This window comes from Roseibium sp. RP-7 (assembly GCF_053005225.1).
In genome coordinates this window covers 184,943-197,856 of the sequence record NZ_JBRKQA010000003.1, presented here as the reverse complement: position 1 = coordinate 197,856, position 12,914 = coordinate 184,943, and the positions used below count along the sequence as shown (strand labels likewise).

The 12,914-nt window shown below is 60.5% G+C and carries 12 protein-coding genes; 5 read left to right on the top strand and 7 right to left on the bottom strand.

The features are described from left to right. The first annotated feature begins 5 nt into the window (after window positions 1-5). Both cobT and ACVDG9_RS23650 read left to right on the top strand, forming a co-directional pair. Window positions 6-1,916: a cobaltochelatase subunit CobT gene (gene cobT / locus ACVDG9_RS23655; protein WP_023002806.1), complete on the top strand. Its 1,911-nt coding sequence runs from the start codon at window positions 6-8 to the stop codon at window positions 1,914-1,916. Between the two features lie 19 nt (window positions 1,917-1,935). Continuing rightward, window positions 1,936-2,976: an esterase-like activity of phytase family protein gene (locus ACVDG9_RS23650; protein ID WP_447239137.1), complete on the top strand. Its 1,041-nt coding sequence runs from the start codon at window positions 1,936-1,938 to the stop codon at window positions 2,974-2,976. A 70-nt stretch (window positions 2,977-3,046) separates the two neighbouring features. On the opposite strand, the gene ACVDG9_RS23645 is transcribed toward ACVDG9_RS23650, so the two are convergent. Both ACVDG9_RS23645 and rpmB read right to left on the bottom strand, forming a co-directional pair. Further along, window positions 3,047-3,712: a VUT family protein gene (locus ACVDG9_RS23645; RefSeq protein WP_447239136.1), complete on the bottom strand. Its 666-nt coding sequence runs from the start codon at window positions 3,710-3,712 to the stop codon at window positions 3,047-3,049. Window positions 3,713-3,828: 116 nt separating this feature from the next. Beyond that, on the bottom strand, window positions 3,829-4,125 hold the full coding sequence (gene rpmB / locus ACVDG9_RS23640; protein WP_023002809.1) for a 50S ribosomal protein L28: 297 nt from the start codon (window positions 4,123-4,125) through the stop codon (window positions 3,829-3,831). Between the two features lie 340 nt (window positions 4,126-4,465). Between rpmB and ACVDG9_RS23635 the strand changes: the two genes are divergently transcribed. From ACVDG9_RS23635 to ACVDG9_RS23625, 3 genes are all read left to right on the top strand, one after another. Then, window positions 4,466-5,299 carry a DUF3108 domain-containing protein gene (locus tag ACVDG9_RS23635; protein ID WP_208984624.1) on the top strand — a complete coding sequence of 278 codons (834 nt, stop codon included), beginning with the start codon at window positions 4,466-4,468 and terminating at the stop codon, window positions 5,297-5,299. 331 nt (window positions 5,300-5,630) lie between these two features. Further along, entirely contained in the window at window positions 5,631-6,590 is a 960-nt protein-coding gene (locus tag ACVDG9_RS23630; RefSeq protein ID WP_023002811.1) for an acetyl-CoA carboxylase carboxyltransferase subunit alpha, read from the top strand. A 344-nt stretch (window positions 6,591-6,934) separates the two neighbouring features. Continuing rightward, entirely contained in the window at window positions 6,935-8,206 is a 1,272-nt protein-coding gene (locus tag ACVDG9_RS23625; RefSeq protein ID WP_447239135.1) for a L,D-transpeptidase family protein, read from the top strand. A gap of 211 nt (window positions 8,207-8,417) precedes the next feature. On the opposite strand, the gene ACVDG9_RS23620 is transcribed toward ACVDG9_RS23625, so the two are convergent. The 5 genes from ACVDG9_RS23620 to ACVDG9_RS23600 form a co-directional block, all read right to left on the bottom strand. Next, window positions 8,418-9,002, bottom strand: a complete 585-nt coding sequence (locus tag ACVDG9_RS23620) for a class I SAM-dependent methyltransferase (protein ID WP_447239134.1) — start codon at window positions 9,000-9,002, stop codon at window positions 8,418-8,420. A 204-nt stretch (window positions 9,003-9,206) separates the two neighbouring features. Beyond that, the gene (gene nudI, locus ACVDG9_RS23615) at window positions 9,207-9,638 is read right to left on the bottom strand and encodes a nucleoside triphosphatase NudI (protein WP_075284550.1); all 432 of its coding nucleotides are present in this window, start codon (window positions 9,636-9,638) and stop codon (window positions 9,207-9,209) included. A gap of 194 nt (window positions 9,639-9,832) precedes the next feature. Next, on the bottom strand, window positions 9,833-10,435 hold the full coding sequence (locus ACVDG9_RS23610; RefSeq protein WP_447239133.1) for an HD domain-containing protein: 603 nt from the start codon (window positions 10,433-10,435) through the stop codon (window positions 9,833-9,835). A gap of 89 nt (window positions 10,436-10,524) precedes the next feature. Continuing rightward, a complete protein-coding gene (gene iaaH, locus ACVDG9_RS23605; RefSeq protein WP_447239132.1) occupies window positions 10,525-12,006 on the bottom strand; it encodes an indoleacetamide hydrolase in 1,482 nt (493 codons plus the stop codon). 85 nt (window positions 12,007-12,091) lie between these two features. Then, window positions 12,092-12,865, bottom strand: coding sequence for a helix-turn-helix transcriptional regulator (locus tag ACVDG9_RS23600; RefSeq protein WP_447239131.1), 774 nt, complete (start codon window positions 12,863-12,865; stop codon window positions 12,092-12,094). Between the last annotated feature and the right edge of the window lie 49 nt (window positions 12,866-12,914).

Here is a 12,914-nt window from a genome sequence, read left to right as displayed (position 1 = left end):
TCCCGATGGCACCGCGGCCGGGTCACAATTCCCTTCCGGGCAACAAGCCCGCACCGAGCACCGAGCCATTCAAGCAATCGGTGTCCGGTACCATGCGGGCGATTTCCGGAGAACCGGAACTGGAAGTCATCTTTTCCGGTGACCGGCCCGGTCTCAGCGGCATGTCCGCGCGCTTGCCCGAGCCCTCGCGCAAGATCAACGCGCGCGAGATCGCGATCACCCGTGGCCTGTCGGACAGCATCGCCCTGCGCATTGCCTGCCACGACAAGGCTGTTCATTCCAAGAACATGCCGCAGGGCCCAGACGCACGGGCGATCTTCGAAGCGGTCGAACAGGCCCGCTGCGAAGCCGTTGGCGCACGCCGGATGCAAGGGGTTGCCGACAACCTGTCGGTGATGCTTGACGACCGGTTCCGCAAATCCGGTGCGCCGGATATCTCCAGCCGGGAAGAAGCGCCGCTGCAGGATGCCCTGTCCCTGCTGGTGCGTGAACGGCTGACCGGCGCAAAGCCGCCGGAAAGCGCGACAAAGCTCGTCGACATGTGGCGTGGCTGGATCGAGGACAAGGCCGGTGCCGACCTCGACAGGCTGGAAGCCGAAGTCGAGGACCAGAATTCCTTCGCGGCCCGTCTTCGCGACGTCCTGAAATCGCTCGACATGGGCGATGAGCTTGGCGATCACGACCAGGACATGGACCCGGAAGAAAACGAGGACCAGGGCAACAACGACGAAGCTGAATCGGGCGACGACAGCGAAGAAGATTCCGGCGAACAGGAAGCCTCTCCGCAGGAGATGGAACTTTCCGGCGAAGAGCAGGAAAGCGGCGATACGGAAGCCGCCGAAGCCGATATGGAAGACTTCGCCGATCAGGACATGTCGGAGGATACCGAGGAGCCGGGCGAAAGCGACCGGCCCGATACGCCGTTCTCCAACCGGCCGGAATCCGACTACCGCGTGTTCACCACTCAGTTTGACGAGACGATTACCGCTGAAGAACTTTGCGACATGGCGGAGCTCGATCGTCTGCGCGGGTTCCTGGACAAGCAGTTGACCCACCTGCAAGGGGCCGTGGCGCGCCTTGCCAACCGATTGCAGCGCAAGCTGATGGCGCAGCAGAACCGGGCCTGGGACTTCGACCTTGAAGAAGGGCTTCTGGACACCGCACGGCTGACCCGTGCCGTAACCGATCCGATGGCCCCGCTTGCCTTCAAGCAGGAGCGGGACACCAATTTCCGCGACACGGTCGTGACGCTGCTTCTGGACAACTCGGGATCCATGCGCGGGCGTCCGATCACCGTTGCCGCCACTTGTGCCGACATTCTGGCGCGCACGCTGGAGCGCTGCGGCGTGAAGGTCGAGATCCTTGGCTTCACCACCAAGGCCTGGAAAGGCGGCCAGTCGCGGGAGAGCTGGATCGGTGCGGGCAAGCCACCGACACCTGGCCGGCTCAACGACCTGCGCCACATCATCTACAAGTCTGCGGATGCGCCCTGGCGCCGGGCCAGGCGCAATCTCGGCCTGATGATGCGCGAGGGCCTTTTGAAGGAAAACATCGACGGCGAAGCCCTGCTGTGGGCTCATGACCGGCTGATGGCACGGCCCGAACAACGTCGCATCCTGATGATGATTTCCGACGGCGCGCCGGTGGACGACACCACGCTTTCGGTCAACCCGGGTAACTATCTGGAGCGCCACCTGCGCTACGTCATCGAGGAAATCGAGACCCGGTCACCGGTCGAGCTGATCGCCATTGGTATCGGACACGACGTCACGCGCTACTACCGACGGGCGGTCACCATTGTCGATGCCGAAGAATTGGCAGGTGCCATGACAGACCAGCTTGCCAACCTTTTCGACGACGAGGTGGACACCTCCTTCAACACGCGTGGCCGCCGTCGCCGCGCGGGTCATCGTTAGTCGGCAGGATCTGGAAAACATGGGAGCAGAAAGGCGTCTTTCGGCAGGCAGCTTCGCGCTGGCTGCCGTCTTTCTCTCCACTTTCTGGTTTGCTGCGCCCGCAGCCGCCGGGGCGCCGGAGCTGCTTTCGGGCGGACAGCCGGTCAAGGCCCGTACCCGGTCCATCGACACATTCCGCATAGGGCTTGCCGATACGACCTTCGGCAAGCTGACTTTTCTTGGCGGTCTGGAGCTGATAGCCGCGGACCGCAAGGTCGGCGGGCTTTCCGGTCTGATCAGTCTGGACGGGGGAAGCGAATTTCTGGCGGTCACCGACAACGGACATTGGGTCAGTGGCCGAATCGTGCAGACAGCGGATGGCAAGCCGACGGAGATCGAAGACCTGCGTTTCGCGCCGCTATTGGGTGCCGATGGCAAAACGCTCGATGCACGTTGGGGTCATGATACCGAGGCACTGACGCTGTCGGGCTCCGGTCTTTATGTCACTGCTGAAACCCGCAACGCCATCTACCGGTATCCGTGGCCGATTTCGACCGGCAAGGAAAGGATGATCGGTGAAGTCGCGCTGCCGCAGGATATTCGTGATCTGCCGCGCAACACCGGACTGGAAGCTCTGGCGGCCGGGCCGGAGGACGGCCCGTTGGCCGGCAAGCTCGTGGCTGTCGCGGAATCAGCGCCAAGCGACCTGCATGATCTGTCTGGCTTCATCATCGGTCCGGACGGCACGGAACGCTTCACCATCCGCCGGTATGAGCGCTTCGATGCGACGGATGCGGCGTTTCTGCCCGGTGGCGACATGATTCTGGTGGAGCGCCGCTTCAGCCTGCGTGATCTGATCGGCCTGCGGCTGCGGCGGTTCAAAGGAGCCGACATTGCTGCCGGAGCCGTTCTGGAAGGCGAGTTGCTGCTGGAGGCCGACTTCAACTCCCAGATCGACAACATGGAAGCTCTGGGTATTCACACCAATGAAAACGGTGAAACAATCCTGACGCTTGTCTCCGACAACAACCGTTCGATCCTGCAGAGGACCTTGTTCCTGAGGTTTCGACTGGAAGATTGAGGCGCAGGAGCACTTCTGCCCGGCAAGTCCATCCCCGGACGACCAGCTCCGCCTTTTTCGCGCCTGGTGCCTAGGCGGCAGTTCCCTTCGGCATGGCCTGAAACAGGCCGAGCACGATGCGGTAAGGGGCGAGCAGGGCGACGGCAACCAGCATCTTGACCAGGAAGTCTCCCACGGCCAGCGACACCCACAGCAGCGCCTGGGTATCGTCGCTGATGCCCAGGAAGGGCACCGGGAAGGCGAGCGAGCTGTCGTCCATCCCGAACAGGCCGTCGATGAAGGCAAAGCTGGCGGAAAAGGCGATGCCGAAGAACAGGAGCGTGTCGATTACCGAGCCGATGAAGGAAGAGGTGATCGGCGCTTTCCACCAGGACAGCTTTCGCATGCGGTCGAATATCGTCACGTCCAGCAATTGCGCGACCAGGAACGCGGTTCCGGAGGCGATGGCAATGCGGGGCGTCGCCAGCCAGATCGACAGGATCACGGCAATCAGGAAGCCGGCAATCACAACCTTGCGAGCGGCGGTCGGGCCGAAGCGGCGGTTGGTGAGATCGGTCACCAGGAAGGCGACGGGGTAGGTGAACGCACCCCAGGTGAGCGTATCGGCAAGATTGACACCGCCGATGAAATGCTCGACCGGGAACTGGACCAGAAAGTTGGATGCAACGACAACAGCCGCCATCGCCAGAATGGCGACTACGTGATGGCTCGCGGAGAAGGTCCGGGTTTCGGTCATGTGTTCACCTCATAACGACAGACGCCCAACCGATATCGATTGGGCGTCCTGTAAAGGTTCTTTGCAAGTATGCGAGCTGCCTGCTGCCGGAACAAGCCGTGCAGGCGCTTCAGGCCTTAAGCGGCAGCGGCTTCAGCCTGCTTGCGCTTGATGTCGACCTTGATCTTGCGAGCAGCATCGGACAGGTCCGCGTCGCTTGCCTTCATCAGGTATGCGTCCAGGCCACCGCGGTGTTCGACGGAGCGCAGTGCGTGTGCGCAGACCTTCAGCTTGAAGGTTTCGCCGAGCGTGTCGCTGATGAGGGATACGTTGCACAGGTTCGGCAGGAACCGGCGGCGGGACTTGTTGTTAGCGTGGGAGACGTTGTTGCCCGTCATCACATCTTTGCCGGAGAGTTCGCAACGGCGTGCCATGATATCACCTTTTGTTTTCGTGGCTGGGCCGTTACTTTGAACCCAGCAAGTCCAACCGGAACCGGCGCGGACCTGAGGCCCGGCGACATCGTCTCCGGCATTTCTCGGAAAAAGTTGCCCCGCTATAATGCGAGTGAAGGCCAACGTCAAGACATCTCCGCCGCTTTGCGGAGATTCACTGCTTTTATTTGCAGGACGCCCGGCTGTTAACCAGTGAGTTACCATAATTTAGAATGATTGGGGTCGTTCATCGAGCGGGATTTATGGTATCTTTCCGTCGCGGAACACTCATGGCGCGGGGGCGCAATTCGCTGCCAGACGGCAGTCCGGAGGTTTTGAAGTGTTTGGTTTGATGTCTCTCGGGCGGCTGGTCGCCCTGCCAATGCTTGCTGCGGCGCTGCTGACGACACCGGCGGAAGCCAAGAAAAACAGCGTCGGCGGCCTTTACAATATTTCGATTGCCGGCTTCAAGGTCGGGCGCGGAACGCTGTCGCTCGTCATGCAGGGCAATGCCTATTCGGCCAAGGTCAGCCTGGAGCCGGCAGGGATCGGCACGCTGTTCACCACCGGCAAGGGTGGAGCGGAAGCATCCGGCTGGATGGTCGGATCGCGCGTCGTGCCGTCGAAATACAGGATGGCGTCGCACGCCTCCAATCTCGATTTCTACGTCAACCTGAGCCAGGGCTCCGGGTCCATCCGTTCAATGGAAGTCGCGCCGCAGTTCAAGCCCAATCCGGAGCGGATCAAGGTGACTGACCGGCATACGCGCAATGCGATCGATCCGCTGAGCGCCGCTCTGATGCCGGTCGGTCGTGCCAAGGACAGTCTCGGGCCGAAGGCCTGTTCGCGTCGTCTGCCGGTGTTCGACGGCTGGACACGGTTCGATATCAAGCTGAGCTATTCCGGCACGAAGGAAGTCTCGGGCCACGGCTATGACGGCCAGGTCGTCGTTTGCAAGGCCCGCTGGGTACCTGTCGCCGGGCACCGCCCGTCCAAGGATTCGGTCAAATACATGGCTCAGGCCAACATGGAAGTGTGGGTTGCGCCGATGGGCCGTGACAACGTGCTCGTCCCCTACCGGATTTCCATCGATACAAAGAACGGCCGCTTGATCGTGGAAGCAGACAAGCTCAAGATCGACGGTGCTGGCAGCGATCAGGCATCCGTCGACTGATCACCGACCCTTCTTCGGCCCTTTCCGGCAAAAAAACCGGGAAGGGTTTCCCAGGCGCGAGAGGCTTTCAATCCCTGTTTGCCGGCACACCGAGACTTGCGCCCACTTGCGTCTCTTGATACAGCCCTCCAACTATGCGTTCAGGCACGCTTGCGTTGCCTGGAGCATCTTGCGTTGTTCAGACGCGGCAAAGATGCTTGAACGTCTTTGAAATGATCGACATTCGGGTGGCTGGTCGCTTTCGGCTGGTAATCCTTCGATCTTGTGACAGAATTTCCGGAGCGGCCGCCGGACGTAAGGCGGTGCCGGCTTGTTTCAGGTAACCGAGTAAATGCACAGCTATTTGGAATTCGAAAAGCCCGTTGCAGACATTGAAGGCAAGATCCAGGAGCTGCGCGCTCTGGCCGGGGAAGATGGCGAAGCCGTCAATGTCGACAGTGAAATCGACCGGCTGAAAACGAAATCCTCGCAAACGCTGCAGGACCTCTACGCCAAACTGACGCCCTGGCAGAAAACGCTCGTTGCCCGCCATCCCGATCGCCCGCATGCCGTTGCCTATATCGCCGGTCTGATCGAAGATTTCACGCCGCTTGCCGGTGACAGGAAGTTTGCCGAAGATGCAGCGCTGATCGCCGGCATCGGTCGTTTTCGCGGTCAATCGGTGGCTGTCCTGGCTCAGGAAAAAGGCCACGACACCGAAACGCGTCTGAAGCACAACTTCGGCATGGTCCGTCCGGAAGGTTACCGCAAGGCAGTCCGGGTCATGGAAATGGCCGAACGTTTCGGCCTGCCGCTGATCACCTTTGTCGACACCTCCGGCGCCTATCCGGGACGCGGGGCTGAAGAGCGCGGCCAGTCCGAAGCCATCGCCCGCTCGACGGATGTCGGCCTCGGCCTTGGAACGCCGTCCGTTTCCGTCGTCATTGGCGAAGGCGGCTCCGGTGGTGCGATAGCGATCGCGACCGCCAACAAGGTTCTCATGATGGAACACGCGATCTATTCGGTGATTTCACCGGAAGGCGCCGCCTCCATCCTGTGGCGCGACAGCGCCAAGGCGCAGGACGCTGCGACAGCACTGAAGATCACCGCACAGGATCTCAAGCAGCTCGGTGTCATCGATGACATCATCAAGGAGCCTGTCGGCGGTGCGCACCGTGCACGTGAAATCGTTATCGACAACGCGGGCAAGGCGATCGAATCTGCGCTGAAAGAGCTGGCAGGCCTGTCGCCGGATGAAATACGCAAGCAGCGGCGCGAAAAATTCATCGCTATCGGCAGAACCCTGAGCTAGGTCTTCCGGTTGCCGGGTTCGGCGATATCGCCACGCTGGCAACCGCGCTGTTCACCAAACTGCTGTATTTCGGAAAAAAACGATGCAAGGCCGCCGTAAAACCGGCCTTTTTGCCATCCTGTGGCCAGAATTTGCCGTCATTCAGGCGAAGTTGGGACGCACAAGATGACGCTTGGGCAAGTTTTTGTTCCTATCACCATAATTTTGGTCGCAGGCACAATCCGGTTTCAGTAACTTATCGTCAACCATCATTCCCTAGCCTTTGCGCGGGGGCGAGGACGCAGGAAGTGCGGCAAGGCAGTTCGTTCGCCTTTGTCGGTTTCCGCTTAGTTTGGGACAGTATCATGGTCTTTCGGCGCCTTATGAACACGCCAGCCGGCCTTCTTCTTGGCAACAGCGGCCTGAGTGGCCGCAAGGCAGCCCGTCTTGGTGCGGCGCTGATGCTTGCCGGTGTGCTGGCGGCTTGCCAGGCAGACGAATTCACTGCAGGCCCCAACAAGGCGCAGCAGCCCGTCAGCGCGTCGATCAAGCGCAAGATGAACGATCTCAACATGAGCTCGACCTCGCCGATCATGATCCGGATCTTCAAGGAAGAAAGTGCTCTGGAAGTCTGGAAACAGACCCGCACGGGCAAATACCAGCTTCTGGACGAGTTCGAGATCTGCAAATGGTCCGGCAAGCTCGGCCCGAAGTTCAAGGAAGGCGACCGTCAGGCCCCGGAAGGCTTCTACGAGATCACGCCTGCCCTGATGAACCCGAATTCCAGTTATCACCTGGCTTTCAACCTCGGTTACCCGAATTCCTATGACCGCTCCCACGGCCGAACCGGCTCGCATCTGATGGTGCATGGCGCCTGTTCGTCCCGTGGCTGCTACGCGATGACGGACGAGCAGGTCCAGGACATCTACGCGCTTGCCCGCGACAGCTTCAAGGGTGGTCAGCGCTCCTTCCAGGTTCAGGCCTTTCCCTTCCGCATGACGCCGGAAAACATGGCTCGCCACCGCGACAGCGAGCACATGGAATTCTGGAAAATGCTGAAGACCGGCTACGACCATTTCGAGATCACGCAGACCCCGCCGCAGATTTCCGTCTGCGAGAAGAAATACGTTTTCGATGCTACCACGCTGGTTGAAGGCGTGCCCTTCCGGGCCAGCGCCAAATGCCCCGACTATCAGGTGAGCCCGAGCATCGCGACGGCAGTTGCCTCCAAGCAGCGCCGCGACAACGAGAAATACCAGCAGCTTGCTGCCCGCTTCGATGCTCGTGACGAGCGCCAGAAGCGCTGGGAAGAGCGCTCCAACCGGCTTGCCGAAGCGCTTGGCGGCGGTGAGGACGACACCAACCCGGCTGTTGCCACGGCCGAGACGGCTGCGCCTGACGTACAGCCCGCCGACGAAACGGCGACGGCTGCAGTTCCTGCAGAAGCGGCTCCGGCAGCACAGCGGCGTCCGGGCTCGGCGGTCGAGACCGCCTTTGCCCCGCAGGACCAGTCGGGCGGCAGCTCTGTCGGAAGCTTCTTCAAGCGTTGGGTACCCTTCGGTCCGAAAGCTTCGGAAGAAGGCGCTGGTGTTGGCCCGATCGAAACCGAAGTGGTTCCGGATACCAAGCCGAACTGATCGGTCCCTGTCCCGGCTTCAGCCTCATACCCGGTCTTCAGCTCCATGGAGATCCCGCCCCCCCGGATGATGTCCACATCCAGAGGATTGCAAAGTCCTCAGGATGTGGAGGGAATGCGATCCGAACTGCGTGACGGTGGAGTGAGCAGATCTTGCGTGATGTGGGAAACTCGGGGCGCAAGCCCGCAGGCACAGCCTGCCTCAACGGACGTTATTTGATCGCGGTGATGGCGGCCCATTGGGTTGGTCTGCGGTCGTAACCACTTCCCAACCAGGTTTCTGTTTCCAGGATGCTCCAGGTTGCCGCTTCTCGCCAGATCGCAGTCAGTTCGTCCTGAGGCAGAAGATTGTAGTAGCGACCAAACGCGTCTGTGCCTTCGTTGGTGCCAACCTTGAAACTGGCCCAAACGACCCCGTTGTCGTGCAGCGCCCGATGAATTCTCTCCACCACATCGCCGAGGTCGGCTCTTGGAGCGTGTGTCAGTGCAGCGCAGGCATAGACGCCGTCATAAAGCTCAACCGCATCAAGCTCGTTAAACAACATGGTCCGAACCGGCTGGCCTAACCGTTGCGCAGCTATCGCAGCGAGTTCGGACGAGCCATCCGTCGCATCCAGGACGAAGCCGGACTTGAGTATGGCCTCGGCGTCCACACCGCCTCCGGTTCCCAGTTCCAGAATTCTGCCCTTTGCTTTGCATCGCTCCAGGAAGGCAGGCAATCTGGGATTAGGCGTCTCCTTGTCGGCAACATATTCCTTGGCAGTGGTGTTGTAAAAATTCACTGTTTCGCTGGTCATTGATGACGCTCGCCCCTCCCCATCAGGTTCAATTTCAAAGCCGCATAACTTGAAGTTGTGGCGGCTGTTTGCGGCGCAAAGTTGGCCTGGAAGGCCGTTGTTGAGGAGGGAGCCTTATCGTGCCGGGATTTGAGCGGAGCATTCCTGGCGGGAGCGCTTGCACGGAAGAAAAAGGTGGGCAGATCTCGGGATCCTCGACACCTGTCAGGACGGCAGCAGGCCCTTTGCCTCAAGCGTCATTCTTGTGGCTTCGTTGAGATCATATTTGCCGAGATCTTCGGGAAGGACCCATGCGAAGTCCTCGAACTCTTCGTTGATGGAAACGTTGCGGTTCGCCGCCTTGCAATCAAATATGAGATAAATCATGTAAATCTGCTCGGAAGTGCCGTCCGGGTAGGTCTTTGTCCGGACATCGTCGCGAAACGTCCAGGGTTGGACGTCCTCAATCGTCAGGTCGGATCCCAGTTCTTCCGAGATTTCTCGAAGCAGCCCTTCTGTCATCCGCTCACCCTGTTCCAGACCGCCACCCGAAAGTGCCCATTGTCCGGGAAAGACACCCCGGTCGCTTGGCATCTTGCACAGAAGGTACGCGCCTTCGTTTTCGATCAAAGGGCAAACAATAATTCTCTGACGCATGTCTTTCTCGATCTAACTGATTTTACGAGGAAAAGTCCGGCTACGATCCGCGGCAACGGCGGCATTCGTCGCAACAGGGGGCAGTCTCCCGAACTCTTGAAAGGTTGAGAGAGCAATAGACGGGTTGTTTGCGATGGAGTGTCGATCGGTGTTTTGAAAGACAAAAGCTACCGCGTCGATCACGTGCTTGTCTTTTACTGCAGCGGCGGCAATCCCCTTGAAATGCCTTCCTGCAGCACGGCCGGGTCGTAGGCCTTTCGCGAGAAAACCTCGCGCACCAGAGGTTCGAAGCTTTCCAGCGTGTCCATTTCATAATCGGGATCGAAGGAGGACTGGTCCCAGCGTTCGCAGAAGTCGGCGCAGGCCTGAAAGTGCATGTGATCCTTGAACTGATCGCGGGCGTTTTCGTCCCAGCCATAGTGACGGCCGTAATAGAGCATCTGGAAAATGCCGTGATGTTCCACCACCCAGGCAACCTCGTCCCGCACGAAGGGGCGGATGACCTCGGCAGAGAATCGGTCGTGGTTCTGCGGGGCCAGCCCGTCGCCGATATCGTGCAGAAGCGCGCCGACGATCCAGTCGATGTCCGCCCCTTCCCGACGCGCCCTTGTGGCCGCCTGCAGGCCATGCTGCATGCGGGTGATCTTGTAGCCGGACAGCGTGTCCTCGTTCTGGCGCTTCAGCTCGGACAGGATCCGTTCCGGTGTCAGGGCGTGATAGGGCCGCTCCGCTTCCGCCAGCAGATCGTAGTCTTCCTTGGTGCCGTCTTTCATCTGGATGAAGGACACTGTTTTCATGGCGCACACTCCTGTTTTGCGGGAGTGTGCGCCAGGACTTCCGATAAAGTCCAGACAGGAAACGCCCTGCTTCTGTGGAGGCCCTCTGCCTAGTTTGACACTGGCGCCGGAAGGTGCGGCAGAACCGCTTCGATTGCCAGGCCGAGCGACAGCAGATGCCGGTCGGAATAGGCGGGGCCATCAAGCTCCAGGCCGACGGGCAGGCCGTCCGATGTCAGCCCCGCGGGCAAGGACAGGCCCGGAATTCCGGCGACGGAACCCGGATCGGTGTTGCGGATGAACGTGGGGAAGGTCGGTACGTCTTCTCCGTTCAGCGACACGGTTTCATCGGAACCGGTGATGGGCTGTGCTGGCAGCGGGGTTGTCGGGAAAACCAGTGCGTCCAGCTTGTTGGCTGCAAAGACTTCAGCATATCCGGCCTGGATCAATGGCCGCATGTCGTCCATTGCCTCCCGGTAAACAGCATCCGGAATCGCCTGGTTGCCCAGCACCAGATTGTCGAAGACGAATTTGACGTCGGGGCTGGCGACTTCATCGGCTATGTCCTGCAGCCCGAGCCCGGTTTCATGCATCTCCAGAAAGACGGCAAGATCCCGTTTCACTTCCCACAGGGCGATCGGGAAACCGGCTTTTCCGGCAAGTTCAAGCTCTGTGCTGATATCGACGGGGACAAGGGTCACGCCGGCGGCCTGCAGCTTGTCCAGAGCTTCCTTGAAGAGACGATCCGTTTCCGGTGAGAGGTTGTCCGTCAGCACGCCTGGAACACCCAGACGGACGGTGCCGAGGTCTGCAGGGTCGAGTGTCGCAGTGCTACCCGTGATCACCGCATCGAGGAGGACCAGGTCGGAAACCGTTCTTGCAATCGGACCGGGCGTGTCGCGTGTCGCGGAAATCGGCACGATACCTTCCGCCGGGTAGCGGCCTGTGGTCGGGCGCAGACCGGAAACACCGTTGAGTGCCGAAGGAATACGCACCGAGCCGCCCGTGTCGGTTCCAAGGCCGGCGGGCGCCAGCCTGGCACCGATCGCAGCGCCGGTGCCGCCACTCGAGCCGCCGGCAAAGCGGTCCGGATCATAGGCGTTGGCAACCGCGCCGAAGGCGGCGTTGTTCGAGGTGATGCCGAAAGCAAGTTCGTGAAGATTGGTCTTGCCGAGCAGGATCGCGCCCGCATCGCGCAGTTTCTTCAAGACAGGCGCGTCTTCTGCGGGCACCCATCCTTTCAGGGCAGGCGTCCCACCGGTGGTTGGCAGGCCAGCGGAGGCAATGTTGTCCTTCACGACAATCGGCACGCCGTGCAGCGGTCCGAGGGGTTCACCTGCCTTCACGCTTTCATCGGCGGCAGCAGCGGCTGCAAGCGCGCCTTCGCTGTCGAACGTGATGTAGACATTGCCCGGGTCATCGCCGGTTCTGGCGATGAGGGCGTTGACGAGATCCGTGGCTGTCAGCGTCTGTCCGGCTATGGCGCTCGCCGTTTCCGCTGCACTCATGGTGGTGATGTCGTCGGCGGCAAACGCCGGACCGGCAAAGAGGGCTGCGATCGCAGTCAGTCCTGCTGTGAGATGCACTTTCATGTTTGTTCCCCTTCTTGTGCATGAGGGAAACAGAAAACGCCTGTGCCTTTTCCGGCGCATCCTCGAAAATGAGGAGGCGCTTCGTTTATTGGAGAGAAAGTCGCGTGTTGACGCTGGCGAGCAGTTCCGCCCGGCTGGTCACCCCCGATTTTTGAAACATCGCCTTGAGGTGGGTGCGAACGGTCGTGACGGAGATTTCAAGTTCCGCCGCAATCTCGCGGTCGCGCTTGCCTTCACTCACCAGGCAAAGCACGTCCTGTTCCCGGCTGGTGAGCCCGTGGTGGCCCGCCCAGGCCGTCAAGCGCAATCGGGGGTCGGCATCGCGCTGTTTGCGTTCGTGTGCCTGCATGTTCGCAAGGGCATGTCCGAAGGACGTGCCGATCGCATTCAGTATTTCCAGGTCGCGCTGCTGGAAGGTTTCCTTGCCGGCGCCGCGCCAGATGCGCAGGTCGCCCAGATGGCCGGTCGCCGCATAGGCATGGAAGTTCATGCCCTGATGCAGGCCGTCCCGTGCCAGAAAGTCGTTGTAGAATTCGGTGCGCAGGAAGTCTTCCCGGGAAATGACCTGGTCGAGGTGGGTGGCGCGCCGGCACATGCGGAACCTGGGTGTAATCGGATCGCAGTGCTGGAAATGCTGCTGGTAGGCGGCGAGATTGCTCTCGTCCATGTTCAGGAACACGCCGTCCGTGTCGCCGTCGGTCCTTGTCCAGACGTAGGAGGCAAAGTAGTCCGCCTCCAGAAGGTCCAGCAAGCGGGTGCCGAGCTGCAGCCTGAGTTGCCGTGCGTCCTGGATGGCGATAATGTCCTGCATGATCGCGAAGATCAGATTTGTTTCCCGGCCCGAAAGCGTTGTCAGCATGCCAAACCTCCTCTTGCGTCATGGTAGCGAGGAAGAGGAGATCCGTCAT

Bases quoted from the DNA above. Each gene is read 5' to 3' on its own strand.
- cobT (WP_023002806.1), top strand. From the start codon at position 6: ATGGCACCGCGGCCGGGTCACAATTCCCTTCCGGGCAACAAGCCCGCA.
- ACVDG9_RS23645 (WP_447239136.1), bottom strand. From the start codon at position 3,712: ATGACCGAAACCCGGACCTTCTCCGCGAGCCATCACGTAGTCGCCATT.
- rpmB (WP_023002809.1), bottom strand. From the start codon at position 4,125: ATGGCACGCCGTTGCGAACTCTCCGGCAAAGATGTGATGACGGGCAAC.
- ACVDG9_RS23600 (WP_447239131.1), bottom strand. From the start codon at position 12,865: ATGCTGACAACGCTTTCGGGCCGGGAAACAAATCTGATCTTCGCGATC.
- ACVDG9_RS23610 (WP_447239133.1), bottom strand. From the start codon at position 10,435: ATGAAAACAGTGTCCTTCATCCAGATGAAAGACGGCACCAAGGAAGAC.
- ACVDG9_RS23630 (WP_023002811.1), top strand. From the start codon at position 5,631: ATGCACAGCTATTTGGAATTCGAAAAGCCCGTTGCAGACATTGAAGGC.
- nudI (WP_075284550.1), bottom strand. From the start codon at position 9,638: ATGCGTCAGAGAATTATTGTTTGCCCTTTGATCGAAAACGAAGGCGCG.
- ACVDG9_RS23625 (WP_447239135.1), top strand. From the start codon at position 6,935: ATGGTCTTTCGGCGCCTTATGAACACGCCAGCCGGCCTTCTTCTTGGC.
- ACVDG9_RS23620 (WP_447239134.1), bottom strand. From the start codon at position 9,002: ATGACCAGCGAAACAGTGAATTTTTACAACACCACTGCCAAGGAATAT.
- ACVDG9_RS23650 (WP_447239137.1), top strand. From the start codon at position 1,936: ATGGGAGCAGAAAGGCGTCTTTCGGCAGGCAGCTTCGCGCTGGCTGCC.
- iaaH (WP_447239132.1), bottom strand. From the start codon at position 12,006: ATGAAAGTGCATCTCACAGCAGGACTGACTGCGATCGCAGCCCTCTTT.